The sequence below is a fragment of the Pseudomonas sp. XS1P51 genome, assembly GCF_054897845.1.
This window is the reverse complement of sequence record NZ_CM142707.1, coordinates 5,526,638-5,544,240: the sequence shown is the minus strand read 5'-3', so window position 1 is coordinate 5,544,240 and position 17,603 is coordinate 5,526,638. Positions and strand designations below refer to the sequence as shown.

Annotated in this window: 20 protein-coding genes; 12 read left to right on the top strand and 8 right to left on the bottom strand. The window is 60.9% G+C overall.

The genetic code is table 11. The features are described 5' to 3' along the window. Positions 1–21 precede the first annotated feature (21 nt). From metX to ACYZUD_RS25700, 6 genes are read left to right on the top strand one after another with little or no spacing between them, the layout of a single operon-like run. On the top strand, positions 22–1,161 hold the full coding sequence (gene metX, locus ACYZUD_RS25725; protein WP_462020726.1) for a homoserine O-succinyltransferase MetX: 1,140 nt from the start codon (positions 22–24) through the stop codon (positions 1,159–1,161). Between the two features lie 7 nt (positions 1,162–1,168). Next, the gene (gene metW / locus ACYZUD_RS25720) at positions 1,169–1,789 is read left to right on the top strand and encodes a methionine biosynthesis protein MetW (protein ID WP_027926558.1); all 621 of its coding nucleotides are present in this window, start codon (positions 1,169–1,171) and stop codon (positions 1,787–1,789) included. A 26-nt stretch (positions 1,790–1,815) separates the two neighbouring features. Then, positions 1,816–2,250, top strand: a complete 435-nt coding sequence (locus ACYZUD_RS25715) for a DUF4426 domain-containing protein (RefSeq protein ID WP_462020725.1) — start codon at positions 1,816–1,818, stop codon at positions 2,248–2,250. Next, entirely contained in the window at positions 2,247–2,843 is a 597-nt protein-coding gene (gene rdgB / locus ACYZUD_RS25710) for an RdgB/HAM1 family non-canonical purine NTP pyrophosphatase (RefSeq protein WP_462020724.1), read from the top strand. The genes ACYZUD_RS25715 and rdgB overlap by 4 nt, the downstream gene beginning before the upstream one ends. Beyond that, on the top strand, positions 2,840–4,045 hold the full coding sequence (gene hemW / locus ACYZUD_RS25705) for a radical SAM family heme chaperone HemW (protein WP_462020723.1): 1,206 nt from the start codon (positions 2,840–2,842) through the stop codon (positions 4,043–4,045). The genes rdgB and hemW overlap by 4 nt, the downstream gene beginning before the upstream one ends. A 22-nt stretch (positions 4,046–4,067) precedes the next feature. Further along, positions 4,068–4,391, top strand: coding sequence for a DUF3392 domain-containing protein (locus tag ACYZUD_RS25700; RefSeq protein WP_462020722.1), 324 nt, complete (start codon positions 4,068–4,070; stop codon positions 4,389–4,391). A 129-nt stretch (positions 4,392–4,520) separates the two neighbouring features. Here the strand turns inward: ACYZUD_RS25700 and trmB are convergent, their stop codons facing one another. From trmB to ACYZUD_RS25680, 4 genes are all read right to left on the bottom strand, one after another. Then, the gene (gene trmB / locus ACYZUD_RS25695) at positions 4,521–5,246 is read right to left on the bottom strand and encodes a tRNA (guanosine(46)-N7)-methyltransferase TrmB (protein WP_128873531.1); all 726 of its coding nucleotides are present in this window, start codon (positions 5,244–5,246) and stop codon (positions 4,521–4,523) included. Between the two features lie 9 nt (positions 5,247–5,255). Then, complete coding sequence (locus tag ACYZUD_RS25690) at positions 5,256–6,050, bottom strand: thiazole synthase (RefSeq protein ID WP_462020721.1); 795 nt, start codon at positions 6,048–6,050, stop codon at positions 5,256–5,258. A gap of 63 nt (positions 6,051–6,113) precedes the next feature. Continuing rightward, the gene (gene thiS / locus ACYZUD_RS25685; protein WP_462020720.1) at positions 6,114–6,314 is read right to left on the bottom strand and encodes a sulfur carrier protein ThiS; all 201 of its coding nucleotides are present in this window, start codon (positions 6,312–6,314) and stop codon (positions 6,114–6,116) included. A 90-nt stretch (positions 6,315–6,404) separates the two neighbouring features. Then, the gene (locus tag ACYZUD_RS25680; protein WP_462020719.1) at positions 6,405–6,776 is read right to left on the bottom strand and encodes a DUF423 domain-containing protein; all 372 of its coding nucleotides are present in this window, start codon (positions 6,774–6,776) and stop codon (positions 6,405–6,407) included. Between the two features lie 74 nt (positions 6,777–6,850). Between ACYZUD_RS25680 and mtgA the strand changes: the two genes are divergently transcribed. Further along, positions 6,851–7,573: a monofunctional biosynthetic peptidoglycan transglycosylase gene (gene mtgA / locus ACYZUD_RS25675; RefSeq protein WP_462020718.1), complete on the top strand. Its 723-nt coding sequence runs from the start codon at positions 6,851–6,853 to the stop codon at positions 7,571–7,573. A 179-nt stretch (positions 7,574–7,752) separates the two neighbouring features. On the opposite strand, the gene rpoH is transcribed toward mtgA, so the two are convergent. The 4 genes from rpoH to ftsY form a co-directional block, all read right to left on the bottom strand. Continuing rightward, a complete protein-coding gene (rpoH, locus tag ACYZUD_RS25670; protein ID WP_462020717.1) occupies positions 7,753–8,607 on the bottom strand; it encodes an RNA polymerase sigma factor RpoH in 855 nt (284 codons plus the stop codon). 112 nt (positions 8,608–8,719) lie between these two features. Then, positions 8,720–9,742, bottom strand: a complete 1,023-nt coding sequence (gene ftsX, locus ACYZUD_RS25665) for a permease-like cell division protein FtsX (protein ID WP_462020716.1) — start codon at positions 9,740–9,742, stop codon at positions 8,720–8,722. Further along, positions 9,739–10,410, bottom strand: coding sequence for a cell division ATP-binding protein FtsE (ftsE, locus tag ACYZUD_RS25660; protein ID WP_283182044.1), 672 nt, complete (start codon positions 10,408–10,410; stop codon positions 9,739–9,741). Before ftsE ends, ftsX begins: the two co-directional genes overlap by 4 nt. Further along, on the bottom strand, positions 10,407–11,909 hold the full coding sequence (ftsY, locus tag ACYZUD_RS25655; protein ID WP_462020715.1) for a signal recognition particle-docking protein FtsY: 1,503 nt from the start codon (positions 11,907–11,909) through the stop codon (positions 10,407–10,409). Before ftsY ends, ftsE begins: the two co-directional genes overlap by 4 nt. A 344-nt stretch (positions 11,910–12,253) precedes the next feature. On the opposite strand from ftsY, the gene ACYZUD_RS25650 reads away from it, so the two are divergent. From ACYZUD_RS25650 to ACYZUD_RS25630, 5 genes are read left to right on the top strand one after another with little or no spacing between them, the layout of a single operon-like run. Next, positions 12,254–13,609, top strand: coding sequence for a M16 family metallopeptidase (locus ACYZUD_RS25650; protein WP_462020714.1), 1,356 nt, complete (start codon positions 12,254–12,256; stop codon positions 13,607–13,609). Then, positions 13,602–15,092: a M16 family metallopeptidase gene (locus tag ACYZUD_RS25645; RefSeq protein WP_462020713.1), complete on the top strand. Its 1,491-nt coding sequence runs from the start codon at positions 13,602–13,604 to the stop codon at positions 15,090–15,092. Before ACYZUD_RS25650 ends, ACYZUD_RS25645 begins: the two co-directional genes overlap by 8 nt. Next, positions 15,092–15,703, top strand: a complete 612-nt coding sequence (gene rsmD / locus ACYZUD_RS25640; RefSeq protein ID WP_462020712.1) for a 16S rRNA (guanine(966)-N(2))-methyltransferase RsmD — start codon at positions 15,092–15,094, stop codon at positions 15,701–15,703. The genes ACYZUD_RS25645 and rsmD overlap by 1 nt, the downstream gene beginning before the upstream one ends. Before the next feature lie 55 nt (positions 15,704–15,758). Further along, complete coding sequence (locus tag ACYZUD_RS25635) at positions 15,759–16,757, top strand: hydrolase (RefSeq protein ID WP_462020711.1); 999 nt, start codon at positions 15,759–15,761, stop codon at positions 16,755–16,757. 4 nt (positions 16,758–16,761) lie between these two features. Beyond that, on the top strand, positions 16,762–17,601 hold the full coding sequence (locus ACYZUD_RS25630) for an AraC family transcriptional regulator (protein WP_462020710.1): 840 nt from the start codon (positions 16,762–16,764) through the stop codon (positions 17,599–17,601). Positions 17,602–17,603 lie beyond the last annotated feature (2 nt).

Here is a 17,603-nt window from a genome sequence, read left to right as displayed (position 1 = left end):
ATTTCAACGAGAGCAGGGTCAATGCCAACTGCCTTTCCCCCCGATTCTGTTGGTCTGGTGACGCCGCAAGTGGCGCACTTCAGCGAACCCCTGGCCTTGGCCTGCGGCCGTTCGCTCCCAGCGTATGACCTGATTTACGAGACCTACGGCACGCTGAACGCCACGGCGAGCAACGCCGTGCTGATCTGCCACGCCTTGTCCGGTCACCATCACGCTGCCGGCTTCCACAGCCCCGACGACCGCAAACCCGGTTGGTGGGACAGCTGCATCGGCCCCGGCAAGCCAATCGACACCAACAAGTTCTTCGTGGTCAGCTTGAACAACCTCGGCGGTTGCAACGGCTCCACCGGCCCGAGCAGCGTCAACCCGGAGACCGGCAAACCGTTCGGGGCCGACTTCCCGGTGCTGACCGTGGAAGACTGGGTGCACAGTCAGGCGCGTCTGTCTGACTTGCTCGGCGTCAGCCAATGGGCTGCCGTGATTGGCGGCAGCCTCGGCGGCATGCAGGCCTTGCAGTGGACCATCACTTACCCGGACCGCGTGCGGCACTGCCTGGCCATCGCCTCGGCACCCAAGCTGTCGGCGCAGAACATCGCGTTCAACGAAGTGGCCCGTCAGGCGATCCTCACCGACCCCGAGTTCCACGGCGGTTCGTTCCAGGAAGCAGGCGTGATCCCCAAGCGCGGGTTGATGCTGGCGCGGATGGTCGGGCACATCACCTACCTGTCCGACGACTCCATGGGCGAGAAATTCGGCCGCGGCCTGAAGAGCGAAAAGCTCAACTACGACTTCCACAGCGTCGAGTTCCAGGTCGAAAGCTACCTGCGTTATCAGGGCGAAGAGTTCTCCGGGCGTTTCGACGCCAACACCTATCTGCTGATGACCAAGGCGCTGGACTACTTCGACCCGGCGGCGAACTTCGACGATGACCTGGCGAAAACATTCGCCGGCGCCACCGCCAAGTTCTGCGTGATGTCCTTCACCACCGACTGGCGCTTCTCCCCTGCCCGCTCGCGGGAACTGGTGGACGCGCTGATGGCGGCCAAGAAAGACGTCTGCTACCTGGAGATCGACGCTCCGCAAGGCCACGACGCCTTCCTGATTCCGATCCCGCGTTACTTGCAGGCATTCAGCAACTACATGAACCGTATTTCGCTTTGAGGAAGACATGAGAGCCGATCTGGAAATCATCCAGGAATGGATCCCCGCCGGCAGCCGCGTACTCGACCTTGGCTGCGGTGACGGCGAGTTGCTGACCTGGCTGCGGGACAACAAGCAAGTCACCGGCTATGGCCTGGAAAACGACCCGGACAACATCGCCGAGTGCGTGGCCAAGGGCATCAACGTCATCGAGCAGGACCTGGACAAGGGCCTGGGCAACTTTGCCAGCAACAGCTTCGACATCGTGGTCATGACCCAGGCGCTGCAAGCGGTGCACTACCCGGACAAGATCCTCGACGAAATGCTGCGCGTCGGGCGCCAGTGCATCATCACCTTCCCCAACTTCGGTCACTGGCGCTGCCGCTGGTACCTGGCGAGCAAGGGGCGGATGCCGGTGTCCGAGTTTCTGCCGTACACCTGGTACAACACACCAAACATCCACTTCTGTACCTTCGAAGACTTTGAAGCGTTGTGTCGCGAACGTGAAGCGAAGGTCATTGATCGGCTTGCCGTGGATCAACAGCATCGGCACGGGTGGGCCAGTAAGCTATGGCCTAATCTGTTAGGTGAAATCGGTATTTACCGCGTCAGCAGCCCAGGGCTGCAAGACCACAAGGTCGCGGTCTGAAACACGACACTTCGAGGAGAACGATCATGGGTCGTCTAGCGCTGTTCGTACTTACTGCCTGCCTGAGCGTCACCGCCATGGCTGCCGACGTCATCAAAGGCGAGCGCCAGGAAACCTTTGGCGACGTGACGGTGCACTACAACACCTTCAACTCCACGTTCCTGACGCCGGACATCGCCAAAGCGGCCGAGCTGACCCGCAGCAAGAAACAGGGCGTCATCAACGTCTCGGTGATCAAGGATGGCAAACCGCAAACGGCTCAGGTCAGCGGAACGGTCAAGGACCTGACCAGCCAAAGCGTTCCACTGGAGTTCAGACAGATCACCGAAACAGGCGCGGTCTACTACATCGCCCAGTATCCGGTGCCGCAGCAGGAAATCCGCACCTTTGAAATCAAGGTGCAGACTGGCGACAAAATCAACACCATCAATTTCAACCAAGAGCTTTTCCCCGGCGAATGATCAATTTCACGCAACTCGTACTGGCCAGCCATAACGCCGGCAAACTCAAGGAACTCCAGGCCATGCTCGGCGAATCGGTGCAACTGCGCTCGATCGGCGAGTTCAGCAGCGTCGAGCCTGAAGAAACCGGCCTGTCGTTCGTCGAAAACGCCATCCTCAAGGCTCGCAATGCGGCGCGCATCTCCGGTTTGCCAGCATTGGCCGACGATTCCGGGCTGGCGGTGGACTTCCTTGGCGGTGCGCCTGGCATCTACTCGGCTCGTTACGCCGACGGTCTAGGCGATGCGGCGAATAACGCCAAACTGCTCGACGCCTTGAAAGACGTGCCTGAAGCCGAGCGCGGCGCGCAGTTCGTGTGCGTGCTGGCGCTGGTGCGTCATGCCGACGATCCGTTGCCGATTCTCTGCGAAGGCCTGTGGTACGGGCGCATCCTCACCCAAGCCAGCGGTGAGTACGGCTTTGGTTACGATCCGCTGTTCTGGGTGCCTGAGCGCAATTGCTCCAGCGCCGAGCTGAGCCCGAGCGAAAAGAACCTCATCAGCCACCGCGCCCGTGCAATGGATCTGCTGCGCCAGCGTCTGGGCTTGAAATGACCCATGAATCATCCGCGTCGCCGTTGATCTTCGGCGGCGCCGCGCAATCGCCTCGGGCGGCCCTGCCAGTGTTGCCGCCCCTGGCGTTGTACATCCACATCCCGTGGTGTGTGCGCAAATGCCCTTATTGCGACTTCAACTCCCACACCGCCAGCCCCGTGCTGCCGGAAGAAGAGTATGTGGACGCCTTGCTGGCCGATCTCGATCAGGACCTGCATGCGGTTTACGGCCGCGAGCTGAGTTCGATCTTCTTTGGTGGCGGCACGCCGAGCCTGTTCAGTGCCGAGGCGCTGGGCCGCTTGCTCAAAGGTGTCGAGCAACGCATCCCGTTTGCCAGCGACATCGAAATCACCCTGGAAGCCAATCCGGGGACGTTCGAGCAAGAGAAGTTCGTCGCCTACCGGGCGTTGGGCATCAATCGCCTGTCGATCGGCATCCAGAGCTTTCAGGAAGAGAAACTCAAAGCCCTCGGGCGGATTCATAACGGCGATGAAGCGGTTCGTGCCGCCGGCATGGCCCGTGAAGCCGGGTTCGACAACTTCAACCTGGACCTGATGCACGGCTTGCCCGATCAATCCCTGGACGACGCCCTGAGCGACCTGCGCCAGGCCATCGCCCTGAAGCCGACCCACTTGTCCTGGTATCAGCTGACCCTGGAGCCGAACACGGTGTTCTGGAACCAGCCGCCGACGCTGCCGGAAGACGATACATTGTGGGACATTCAGGAAGCCGGTCAGGCGCTGCTGGCCGAACACGGTTACGCGCAATACGAAGTTTCGGCTTATGCCCAGCCTAGTCGTCCGGCGCGGCATAACCTCAATTACTGGAGTTTCGGTGACTTCATTGGCATTGGCGCCGGGGCCCATGGCAAGCTCAGTCACCCGGACGGGCGCATCGTGCGCACCTGGAAGACGCGTCTGCCGAAGGATTACCTCAACCCGGCCAAAAGCTTCCAGGCCGGCGAGAAAGCCCTGACCAATGAAGAGCTGCCGTTCGAGTTTCTGATGAACGCCTTGCGCCTGACCGCAGGGGTCGAATCGCGACTCTATCCGGAACGCACCGGGCTGCCGCTGGACAGCCTCGCCGAAGGCCGCCGCGAAGCCGAACAAAGTGGTTTGTTGCAGGTCGAACCGTCACGTCTGGCGGCCACTGAGCGCGGACAACTGTTTCTCAATGACTTGCTGCAACAATTTCTGAGCTGATTTCAGCCTTAAGGGAAAACGAATGGATTTGATACTCGACCTGCTCGCCACCGTGTCCCGCTGGAGCCGCAGCAACCTGTCGGAAATCTCCCTGGCGCTGGTGGGCTGCCTGCTGGTGCTGTTCGGCGCGGATATCAAAGGCTGGGTCGACCAACGCCTGGGCAGCATCGCCGGCGCCTTGCGCATCCCGCTGATGGCCCTGCTGTGCATGATCGGCAGCGGCGTGGCGCTGATCTACGCCACGCCGTGGATCATTCGCGGCTTGAGCCAGTTCAACAACTACAGCCTGGCGCCGGTGTTGTTGGTGGTGCTGGTGTTGATCGGCGTCGTCGCAGACCGCCGCTGATCCCGAATAACACACAAAACAATGTGGGAGCGAGCCTGCTCGCGAAGGGGTCGTGTCAGCCAACATCAATGTTGAATGATCGACCGCTTCGCGAGCAGGCTCGCTCCCACAGTTGGTATTGCGTAGGGCTTAGGACTGCTTTTCGAACTTCAGGTCCCACACGCCATGCCCAAGACGTTCGCCGCGGCGTTCGAACTTGGTGATCGGGCGCTCGGTTGGGCGCGGCACGCACTTGCCGTCTTCGGCCAGGTTGCGATAACCCGGCGCAACGTTCATCACTTCCAGCATGTACTCGGCATACGGTTCCCAGTCGGTGGCCATGTGCAGCACACCGCCGACCTTTAGCTTGCTGCGCACCAGTTCAGCGAACGACGCCTGAACGATACGGCGCTTATGGTGACGGCTCTTGTGCCACGGGTCCGGGAAAAACAGCATCAGGCGATCGAGGCTGTTGTCGGCCACGCAACGGTTGAGCACTTCGATCGCGTCGCAATCGTAAACCCGCAAGTTGGTCAGACCCTGAGTCAGCACGCCATTGAGCAGCGCACCAACACCCGGGCGGTGCACTTCCACGCCAATGAAATCCTGTTCCGGCGAGGCCGCTGCCATTTCCAGCAGCGAATGCCCCATGCCGAAACCGATTTCCAGGGAGCGCGGCGCCGAACGGCCGAACACCTGGTCGAAGTCCACCGGCGCATCGGCCAATGGCAGCACGAACAGTGGCGTGCCCTGGTCCAGACCGCGTTGCTGGCCTTCGGTCATGCGCCCGGCGCGCATCACGAAACTCTTGATACGGCGGTGTTGGCGCTCGTCGCCTTCTTCCGTCTGGATAGGCGTGTCGTTTGATTCAGTCATCAATGGCTCTTACTTGATCAGACCATCCAGCGGCGAGGAGGCGCTGGCATAGAGTTTTTTCGGCATGCGGCCCGCGAGGTAGGCCAGGCGACCTGCCACGATGGCGTGCTTCATGGCTTCAGCCATCATGACCGGCTGCTGGGCATGGGCGATGGCCGAGTTCATCAGCACCGCTTCACAACCCAGTTCCATGGCGATGGTGGCGTCGGAGGCGGTACCGACACCGGCGTCCACCAGCACAGGGATCTTGGCTTCTTCGAGGATGATCTGCAGGTTGTACGGGTTGCAGATCCCCAGGCCCGTGCCGATCAGACCGGCCAGCGGCATCACTGCAATACAGCCGATTTCCGCCAATTGACGGGCGATGATCGGGTCATCGCTGGTGTAAACCATCACGTCGAAGCCTTCCTTGACCAGCACTTCGGCGGCCTTGAGGGTTTCGATCACATTGGGGAACAGGGTTTTCTGATCCGCCAGCACTTCCAGCTTCACCAGGTTGTGGCCATCGAGCAGCTCACGGGCCAGGCGACAGGTGCGCACGGCTTCGATGGCGTCGTAGCAGCCGGCGGTGTTCGGCAGGAAGGTGTAGCGGTCCGGCGACAGGACTTCGAGCAGGTTCGGTTCGCCCGGGTTCTGGCCGAGGTTGGTCCGGCGCACGGCGAAGGTGACGATCTCGGCACCCGACGCTTCGATGGCCAGGCGGGTTTCTTCCATGTCGCGGTACTTGCCGGTGCCTACCAGCAAACGCGACTGGTAAGTACGACCGGCCAGGACGAAGGGCTTGTCGCTACGAACGATGCTCATGGGAAATCCTCTGTTGGGGTGAGGTTCTTGCAGAATAATTCTGTGGCCGCTCGGGCCAGACGGCTAGCCGCCGCCGATGGCGTGCACCACTTCGACCGAATCGCCGTCGTTCAGCGTGGTTTCGGCGTGCTGGCTGCGCGGGACGATATCCAGATTGAGTTCGACCGCTATCCGGCGTCCGGTCAGTTCCAGACGGGTCAGCAGGGCCGCAACGGTTTCGCCGTCGGGCAGTTCAAGGGATTCGCCGTTCAACTGAATGCGCATACCGAATGCCGCCATCATTTTTAGGGGCTGGCATTCTAGCCCGATCAGTCTTGGCGACCCAAGCCATTCGTCATGAAATGGACCGTCCGGTCAGCTCAACCGCCAGGCGGCAAGCCCCAGGCAGAACCAGCCGACCAGGAATGCCAGGCCGCCGAAGGGGGTGATGATCCCGAGCTTGCTGACACCGGTCATCGTCAGCAGGTACAGGCTGCCGGAAAACAGCAGGATGCCGATGGCAAACGAGGCGCCGGCCCAGGTGATCAAGCGACCCGGAATCTGCGTGACCAGCAGCGCTATGCCCAACAACGCCAGGGTGTGCACCAGTTGGTAGGTGACGCCGGTATGGAAGATTGCCAAATACTCGGGCGTCAGACGGTTTTTCAAGCCATGGGCGGCAAAGGCACCCAGGGCGACACCGGTGAAGCCGAAGAAAGCGGCCAGCATCAGAAAGCCACGCAGCATGAAGAACTCCAGTCAGTCTCGATCCACAGGGTCTGTATAATGGCCCGCTCGACGGGTTCGGCCAAGCCATCTCTATGCTGCGTTTATTTTTGCGACGATTCACGAAAGCCCTGCTGTGGTTCGCAGTTGGCAGCGTATTGCTGGTGTTGGTGTTTCGCGTAGTGCCGCCACCGGGGACGGCCTTAATGGTCGAACGCAAGGTCGAATCCTGGTTCGACGGCGAACCCATCGACCTGCAACGCACCTGGAAACCCTGGGATGAAATCTCCGACGACCTGAAAGTCGCGGTGATTGCCGGCGAGGACCAGAAATTCTCCGAGCACTGGGGCTTTGATATCGGCGCGATTCAAGCGGCGTTTGCCCATAACGAGCGCGGCGGCTCGATTCGCGGCGCCAGCACCCTGAGTCAACAGGTTTCGAAAAACCTGTTTCTGTGGTCTGGTCGTAGCTGGCTGCGTAAAGGCCTGGAGGCGTGGTTTACCGGGTTGATCGAAGTGTTCTGGCCCAAGCAGCGGATTCTTGAGGTTTATCTGAACAGCGTCGAGTGGGATGAAGGGGTGTTTGGCGCCGAAGCGGCAGCCCGGCATCACTTTGGCGTTGGTGCCCGGTCACTGTCCCGGCAGCAGGCCAGTTTACTGGCGGCGGTGCTGCCTAACCCGCGGGTGTGGAGTGCGAGCCATCCGACTAGCTATGTCGCACGGCGGGCTGGCTGGATTCGGCAGCAGATGAGTCAGTTGGGTGGTGACAGCTATTTGGCGGGGCTCAATGATTCGCGCCGGGCGCCTTGGGCTCAGTAATCCCCTGTGGGAGCGAGCCTGCTCGCGATAGCGGTTGATCATTCAATATTCATGGCGACTGACCTGACGCTATCGCGAGCAGGCGCGCTCCCACAGGGGCCAGTGCCAGGCGGTAAAATGGGCACCAACAAAAACGCCCCGATCAATGATCGGGGCGTTTTTTATTGCCGACGCTGCGGTTAAGCCGCGATCGACAACTTGAGCTTGTTCATCGCGCTCTTCTCGAGCTGACGAATACGCTCGGCCGACACGTTGTACTTCTGCGCCAGGTCGTGCAGCGTGGCTTTTTCTTCTGCCAGCCAGCGCTGGTAGAGGATGTCACGGCTGCGGTCGTCCAGCACTTCCAGTGCTTCGTGCAGGTTGTGGTTCGAGTTGTCGCTCCAGTCGGCATCTTCCAGTTGACGGGCCGGATCGTACCGGTGGTCTTCCAGATAGTTGGCCGGCGACTGGAAAGCACTGTCGTCGTCCGCTTCTGCGGCCGGGTCGAAGGCCATGTCATGGCCGGTCAGGCGACTTTCCATCTCGCGCACTTCCCGCGGCTCTACGCCGAGGCTTTCCGCCACACGGTGGACTTCCTCGTTGTTCAGCCAGGCCAGACGTTTCTTCTGGCTGCGCAGGTTGAAGAACAGCTTGCGCTGGGCCTTGGTGGTCGCGACTTTCACAATGCGCCAGTTGCGCAGGATGAACTCGTGGATTTCCGCCTTGATCCAGTGCACAGCGAACGAAACCAGGCGCACACCCATTTCCGGATTGAAACGCTTCACAGCCTTCATCAGGCCGACGTTACCTTCCTGGATCAGGTCAGCCTGAGCCAGACCGTAGCCGGAATAGCTACGGGCGATATGTACGACAAAACGCAGGTGGGCGAGCACCATCTGCCGAGCCGCCCCCAAATCCTGCTCATAATAGAGACTCTCGGCCAGTTCACGCTCCTGCTCCGGCGTCAGCAATGGAATGCTGTTCACCGTGTGCACATAAGCCTCCAGGTTCGCGCCTGGGACCAGAGAATATGCAGGTTGCAAAGAATTGGTCATACGAAAAAACCTCCGTCTTACAAACTCGTGCAGTTCAGCACTGCGAAAATTGACCGGAAACCGTAGGACAAGTTCCCATAAACGCTGAAAGGTCAATACGAGCAAAATGATATTACTTTGGCGCAAGCTCCCGCAGGTGGCGTGCGACTGCAATCCATGCACCGATATACCCCAACAGCACCGCGCCAAGCAAGAGTGACAGACCGTCGGCAACCGGCACGCCGGCCAGCGCGAAATCACTGCCATACAAACCGGCCAGCCCGACTACCGCATCGTTCAGCCAGTCCAGGCCAAACGCCAATACGCCCCAGGAAAGAATCCCCGCACCGAAGCCATAAAGCGCGCCCATATAAAGAAAGGGCCTACGCACATAGCTGTCAGTGCCGCCCACGAGTTTAATCACTTCTATCTCTGTGCGGCGGTTTTCAATATGAAGACGAATGGTATTGCCTATCACCAAAAGTAATGCAGAAACCAAAAGTACGGTCAGACCGAAGACAAAACGGTCGCCCAGCTTCAGGATGGCCGCCAAACGCTCGACCCAGACTAGATCAAGTTGCGCCTGTTGTACCTTCGGCAACTCGGAAAGTTTTTGTCGTAATGCTTCAAGCGCAGGCTTGTCGACTTCGTTCGGGGTCACCAGAACCACGCCCGGAAGCGGGTTTTCCGGCAGTTCCTTAAGCGCCTCGCCCAGACCGGACTGTTGCTGGAACTCTTCCAGCGCCTGATCCCGGCCGACATATTCAGCGTCCGCTACGCCGGGCATACCTTTGATCTGCTCGCGCAACGCCTCGCCTTCGGTCGGGCTGGCTTCAAGTTGCAGGTACAGGGAAATCTGCGCCGCGCGCTGCCAGGAACCGCCGAGACGTTCGACGTTACTTAGCAAAAGTGACAGGCCCATGGGCAAGCTCAGGGCAACCGCCATCACCATGCAGGTGAAGAAGCTACCGATGGGCTGTTTGCCCAAGCGACGCAGGCTGTCCAGCAGGCTGGCGCGATGGCTTTCGACCCAGGCACGAAACAGCGTGGCGAAATCCGGACCATCGTCATCGTCGCGTTTTTTCTTCTGCGGCTGCGGATCGGCGGCCTTCGGGGCCACGCGCTCGGAAACCTTGGGGCTGCGTGTCGCACTCATACGCCAGCCTCCCCGTCGCCGATCAATCGGCCGCGTTGCAGGGTCAGCATGCGGTGACGCATGCGGGCGATCAGTGCCAGGTCGTGACTGGCGATCAGCACACTGGTGCCCAAGCGGTTGATGTCTTCGAACACACCCATGATTTCGGCGGCCAGGCGCGGGTCAAGGTTACCGGTGGGTTCGTCCGCCAGCAGCAAGGCCGGGCGGTGAACGATGGCGCGGGCGATGCCGACGCGCTGCTGCTGACCGGTGGACAGGTCGCCCGGGTACAGATCGGTTTTGTCCGAGAGCGCCACGCGTTCAAGGGCCGAGTCCACACGTTTGGCGATCTCGGCCTTGGACAGGCCAAGAATCTGCAACGGCAGTGCGATGTTGTTGAACACCGTGCGATCGAACAGCAGCTGGTGATTCTGGAACACCACACCGATCTGCCGGCGCAGGTAAGGAATCTGCGCATTGCTGATCGTGCCCAGGTCTTGCCCGGCCAGCAGCAATTTGCCGGTGGTCGGACGCTCCATGGCCAGCAGCAGGCGCAACAAGGTGCTCTTACCGGCACCGGAATGGCCGGTGACAAACAAGAACTCGCCCCGACGGACTCGAAAGCTCAGCTCATGCAAGCCGACGTGACCGTTCGGGTAGCGTTTACCGACCTGTTCGAAACGAATCATGAACGCTCCCGCTCGGCAAACAGTGCCTGGACAAAGGGTTCTGCTTCAAAAGTACGCAAATCATCGATGCCTTCACCGACGCCGATGTAGCGAATCGGCAAGCCAAACTGCTTGGCCAGGGCGAAAATCACCCCACCCTTGGCAGTGCCGTCGAGCTTGGTCAGCGCCAGGCCGGTCAGTTCGACAGTCTGGTTGAATTGCTTGGCCTGGCTGATGGCGTTCTGACCGGTACCGGCGTCGAGCACCAGCAGCACTTCGTGCGGCGCATCGGCATCGAGCTTGCTGATGACCCGGCGAACCTTCTTCAACTCTTCCATCAAATTGTCTTTGGTGTGCAGGCGACCGGCGGTGTCGGCAATCAACACATCGATGCCTCGGGCCTTGGCAGCCTGTACGGCATCGAAGATCACCGAAGCCGAGTCGGCGCCAGTGTGCTGGGCGATCACCGGGATCTTGTTGCGCTCACCCCAGACCTGCAACTGCTCGACCGCCGCCGCACGGAAGGTATCACCGGCCGCGAGCATGACTTTCTTGCCTTCGAGTTGCAGCTTCTTCGCCAGCTTGCCAATGGTAGTGGTCTTGCCGGCGCCATTGACGCCAACGACCAGAATCACGAACGGCTTGTTCTGCGAGGTGATTTTCAGCGGTTGCTCGACGGGCTTGAGCATCGCCGCCAGTTCCGCTTGCAGGGATTTATACAGCGCGTCGGCATCGGCCAGTTCTTTGCGTGCGACTTTTTGAGTCAGACGCTGAATGATGACCGACGTCGCTTCGACGCCTACATCGGCGGTCAGCAGGCGGGTTTCGATGTCTTCAAGCAGCTCGTCATCGATGATTTTCTTGCCCAGAAACAGGCTGGCCATGCCTTCGCCAATGCTGGCGCTGGTTTTGGACAGGCCGTGCTTGAGGCGGGCGAAGAAACCGGCTTTGGTTTCTTCGGTACGCGCAGGCTCGGCCGGGGTTTCGATGGGCGCGACAGGCGCGGCGACAACCGACGCGTTGACGGGTGCAGGCTCTGACGCTTGAACAACTGGTTCGACGAATGCTGGCTCCGGAACAACCGGAGCAGGCTCGGTCACCACGGCTGGCGCGACAACCGGCTCAACCACCGGAACCTGAACCGGCTCAGGAGCAAACGCCGCCGGGGCTGGAATCGGCGGCGTAACGTGTGGCGCCAACTCATCTTCGACCAAGGCCACCGGTTCTTCCGCCACCGGCAACGTCAGCCAGGGCTCGGTCACGGGTGTCAGCGGCACTTGGGCCACGACTTCGGCTACAACATCAGGCTCCGGCTCGGCCATCGGTTGCAGCACCGGCTCGGCGATCGGCAAGACAATCGGCGCCGGCTCTTCTTCTATGACCGGCGCAGGCGTTGGCTCAGGAATGGGCTGTGGCTGTTCGACGACGGGTTCCTGCGGCTTTTTGCGCAGCCATCCGAACAGGCTTTTCTTCTCGCCAGCCGCAGCTGGGGTCTTCTTGTCGTCGTTGGAACCAAACATGGAGGACGGCTATCTCACGGTAGCGACGCGCCAAAGGGCGCCTCGGCAAATAAATATTCGATGCAGAACAGACTGCGGTTGACCCAGCTTGTTCACGCGCAACATTTTGTCGAGGTGCAAACGGCACCTCACAGAAACGATTTCACGAAGGACTGAAGCGGCAAAATCGGCGAAAAAGCAGAGTTTAGTTGATAAATCTCGGCCTTCTGCCGCAAACCCATACAACCTGATCAAACACCAAGGCTTGATAGGCGTGGCCGCCAGTAAAACGGATCAGTATCCTAGCACCCTCTCGCCCGCTGACGCTAAGAACAAGCGGGCAGCCCCAAAGGTTTAAAAAACGAATGAATGCTCTAGCCCGCCGCGCTGCAGGCCTGCTGCTCAGCACAGTTTGCCTGCCCTTTTCAGCCCTGGCTGCCGACCCACAACCCACCCACGAATTCACCCTCGATAACGGCCTGAAGGTCGTCGTGCGCGAAGACCATCGTGCGCCGGTGGTGGTTTCCCAGGTTTGGTACAAGGTCGGCTCCAGCTATGAAACCCCGGGTCAGACCGGTTTGTCCCACGCCCTGGAACACATGATGTTCAAAGGCAGCGAGAAAGTCGGCCCCGGCGAAGCCTCGCTGATCCTGCGCGATCTTGGCGCCGAAGAGAACGCGTTCACCAGCGATGACTTCACCGCGTATTACCAAGTGCTGGCCCGCGACCGCCTGGGCGTGGCCTTCGAGCTCGAAGCCGACCGCATGGCCAGCCTGCGCCTGCCGGCCGACGAGTTCGCCCGCGAGATAGAGGTCATTAAAGAAGAACGCCGCCTGCGCACCGACGACAAGCCAATGTCCAAGGCCTACGAACGCTTCAAGGCCATGGCCTACCCGGCCAGCGGTTACCACACGCCGACCATCGGCTGGATGGCTGACCTCGAGCGGATGAAAGTCGAAGAACTGCGCCATTGGTACCAATCCTGGTACGTGCCGAACAACGCCACGCTGGTGGTGGTCGGCGACGTCACCCCGGACGAAGTCAAAACCTTGGCCCAGCGCTACTTTGGCCCGATCGCCAAACGTGATGTGCCACCGGCGAAAGTCCCGATGGAACTGGCCGAACCCGGCGAGCGGCAGATTACGCTGCATGTGCAAACCCAATTGCCGAGCCTGATGCTGGGCTTCAACGTACCGAGCATCGCCACTGCTGAAGACAAACGCTCGGTGAACGCCTTGCGCCTGATCTCGGCCCTGCTCGACGGCGGCTACAGCGGGCGCATCCCGACGCAACTGGAACGCGGCGAAGAGCTGGTGTCCGGCGGCTCGTCGAGCTACGACGCCTACACCCGCGGCGACAGCCTGTTCACCTTGTCGGCCACACCTAACACGCAGAAAAAGAAAACCATGGCCCAGGCCGAAGCCGGTCTGTGGAAGCTGCTCGAACAGCTGAAAACCACCGCGCCGTCCAACGAAGAGCTGGAACGCGTGCGGGCTCAGGTGATTGCCGGCCTGGTCTACGAGCGTGACTCGATCACCAGCCAGGCCACCGCCATCGGTCAACTGGAAACCGTCGGCCTGTCCTGGAAACTGATGGACACCGAACTCGCCGAACTCGAAAGCGTGACCCCGGAAGATATCCAGAAAGCCGCCAAGCTGTATTTCACCCGCGAACGTCTCAGCGTCGCCCATGTACTGCCACTGGAGACGACTCATGAGTGAGCGTAAAAAACCACGCCTGGCCCTGATTGGCCTGATCGCAGTCGCACTGATCGGGTCTGCTGCCTTCTATTTTTCGAAGACCGATGAATCCAGCGCCAGCGAAGCCCTCGACAAAGCCAAGGCCAGCCAAAAGCTGCAATCGCTGGCCGAACTCGACGGCAAGGCACCCAGCCACCGCACGCTCGACGTACAGACCTGGAACACCGCCGAAGGCGCCAAGGTGTTGTTCGTCGAAGCCCGTGAGCTGCCGATGTTCGATATGCGTCTGATCTTCGCCGCCGGCAGCAGCCAGGACGGCGATGCGCCGGGTCTGGCCCTGCTGACCAACGCAATGCTCAACGAAGGTGTGGCCGGCAAAGATGTCGGCGCCATCGCTCAGGGCTTCGAAGGCCTGGGCGCAGACTTCGGTAACGGCGCGTTCAAAGACATGGCACTGGCCTCCCTGCGCAGCCTCAGCGCCTCGGACAAACGCGAGCCGGCCCTGAAGCTGTTCTCCGAAGTCATCGGCAAACCGACCTTCCCTGCCGATTCCTTCGCACGCATCAAGAACCAGATGCTCGCCGGGTTCGAATACCAGAAGCAGAACCCGGGCAAACTCGCCAGCCTGGAGCTGATGAACCGCTTGTACGGCGATCACCCGTATGCGCATTCCAGTGATGGCTCGGCGAAGACCGTTCCAGCCATTACCCTGGCGCAGCTGCGAGCCTTCCATGAGAAAGCCTACGCCGCCGGCAACGTGGTGATTGCGCTGGTGGGCGACCTGTCCCGCGCCGAAGCCGAGGCGATTGCCGCGCAGATTTCGACTGCACTGCCAAAAGGCCCTGCCCTGGCAAAAATCGAGCAACCGGCCGAACCGAAGGCTAGCATCGGTCACATCGAGTTTCCGTCCAAGCAGACCAATCTGATGCTCGCGCAACTGGGCATCGACCGCGACGATCCGGACTACGCAGCGTTGTCCATGGGCAACCAAATACTCGGTGGCGGTGGTTTTGGTACGCGGCTGATGAGCGAAGTGCGCGAGAAGCGTGGCCTGGCCTACGGCGTGTATTCGGGTTTCAGCCCGATGCAGGCGCGCGGCCCGTTCATGATCAACCTGCAAACCCGTGCCGAGATGAGCGAAGGCACGCTGAAACTGGTGCAGGACGTGCTCGCCGACTACCTTAAAACCGGCCCGACCGAAAAAGAACTCGACGACGCCAAACGTGAACTGGCCGGCAGCTTCCCGCTGTCCACCGCCAGCAACGCCGACATCGTGGGCCAGCTCGGCGCCATGGGTTTCTACAACCTGCCGTTGAGCTACCTGGAGGACTTCATGCAGCAGTCCCAGAGCCTGACTGTCGAGCAAGTCAAAACCGCACTGAACAAACACCTGAGCACGGATAAAATGGTCATCGTCAGCGCTGGCCCGACCGTGCCGCAAAAGCCGTTACCGGCCCCTACTGATAAACCTGCCGAGCAGCCGCTCGGGGTTCCGGAGCATTAATGGCCACTCGTCCAAAAAAACCTGTTCACAACGTGCACAACGGCGTGAACCAACTGCGCATTATCGGCGGTGAATGGGGCAGCCGTAAGCTGAGCTTCCCCGATGCACCGGGCCTGCGCCCGACGCCAGACCGAGTGCGTGAAACCTTGTTTAACTGGCTCGCGCCGTATGTGGCCGGGGCCAAGGTGTTTGACCCGTTCGCCGGCAGCGGCGCGTTGTTCCTTGAGGCGCTGTCCCGTGGCGCGGCGATAGGCCAGGCGCTGGACGCCAGCAACATCGCGGTCGCAAGCATCAAGGAACATCTGGGCACCCTGCGCTGCACCACCGGCCAGATTCAGACGGCCGATGCCCTGCGTTATCTGGAAACCCAGCCTGCGGTGGCTTACGACCTGGTGTTCCTTGATCCGCCGTTCAACCAGAACCTGTTGCCCGCCGTTTGCACCCTGCTCGAAGAGCGCCAATGGCTGGCCGACGATGCCTGGGTGTACACCGAAAGCGAAACCGCACCGTCCACGCTCGGTTTGCCAGGCAACTGGCGCCTGCACCGCGAGCAGAAATCCGGGCGGGTGTACTACTCGTTGTGGCAACGTATGGCAGAGATCGCCGGTTAATCGACCGGCCTGAAAAGGTGCGCACAGGTTGCGCACCGCTGCATCGAGAACAATCGTGTCCTTTCCGTCAGAACGCTTCACTCCCGCCTTCGGCCTCGGCAACCCGCACTTGCAGACCTTGTGGGGACCGCTTTGGCGCAAAACCACACACATCGAGCGCGAACGCGAACGTTTGTGGCTCGAAGATGGTGATTTCCTCGACCTGGACTGGCACGGCCCGCACAGCGCCGATGCGCCGTTGGTGCTGGTGTTGCACGGCCTGACCGGCTCGTCGAACTCGCCTTATGTGGCCGGGGTGCAAAAGGCCCTGGGTGCCCAGGGTTGGGCCAGCGTCGCGCTGAACTGGCGTGGCTGTTCTGGCGAACCCAATCTGTTGCCGCGCAGCTACCACTCCGGCGCCAGTGAGGACCTAGCCGAAACCATCAAGCACCTGCGGGCCAAACGGCCTCTCGCCCCGCTGTATGCAGTCGGTTATTCCCTGGGCGGCAATGTGTTGCTCAAGCACCTGGGCGAGACCGGCAGTGACAGCGGCGTGCTCGGTGCAGTGGCGGTGTCAGTGCCATTTCGCCTGGATCAATGCGCCGATCGCATCGGCCAGGGTTTCTCAAAGGTCTATCAGGCGCACTTCATGCGCGAAATGGTCGCCTACATCAAGAACAAGCAGCGGCAGTTCCAGCATGACGGGCGCGAGGATGGCGTGGCGGCACTGGCGGCCCTTGGCTCGTTGGAGAACATGCGCACGTTTTGGGATTTCGATGGCCGGGTGACTGCGCCGCTGCACGGTTTCACCGATGCGCAGGATTACTATCGCCGCGCATCGAGCCGCTATTTCCTTGGGGAGATTCGCACGCCGACGCTGGTCATTCAGGCGGCTGACGATCCCTTTGTATTTCCTCACAGCCTGCCGCAAGCAGAGGAACTGTCCGCCAGCACTCAATTCGAACTGCAGGCCAAGGGCGGGCATGTCGGCTTCGTCGATGGCTCGTTCCGGCAACCGGGCTACTACCTGGAACGGCGCATCCCGCAGTGGCTGGCCAACGTGGGTCGCGAGTAAACCGATGGATACCGATCAGGGCGAGTCGATACGCTTTTGGCAAACGGCGCCGTTGGCCGGGGTCGAGCTGTTGTCCGCGCGCTACATCGAGCACCGTTTCGCGCCCCACGTGCATGACGGTTACGTGATCGGCATGATCATGGCCGGTGCTCAGCGTTACCGTTATCGCGGCGCCGAGCATCTGGCGGGTAGCGGCACGCTCGTGCTGATCAATCCGGACGAATTGCACACCGGCCACAAAGGCACGGAAGACGGGTGGCTGTACCGGGCGTTTTATCCCGACAGTGGGCAAATCCTGTCGCTGCTCGATGAACTGGAACTGCCGACCGACAACCTGCCAGCGTTTGGCGCCACGCTGTATCGCGATCCGGATCTGGTGAAGGGGTTCTGCCAACTGCATCGTCTGCTCGAAAGTCCGTCCACGGCCCTGCAACAGCAGACAGCCTGGCGGGAAATGATGCTGTCGTTGCTGCAACGTCACGCCGCCGTTCCGGATGCCGGCAAACCCGGCAAGGAACACCGGGCGGTCACCCTGGCCAAGGACCTGCTGCACGCGCAGTTGGCGGCGCCACCCTCGCTGGAAGAACTCGCGGCAGCGGTCAACCTCTCACCTTTTCACTTCGCTCGAGTGTTCCGCCGCGCCACCGGCATGCCGCCTCACACCTGGCTGATGCAGCAGCGCATCGCTCGGGCGCGGGCGTTGTTACAGGGTGGTTGCTTGCCGCTGGAAGTGGCCACGCAATTGGGTTTTGCCGACCAGAGCCATCTGAGTCGGCAGTTCAAGCAGGTTTACGGGGTTGGGCCGGGCGCGTATCGCAGTGCGCGACAGGTGCCGGGATCTTGATG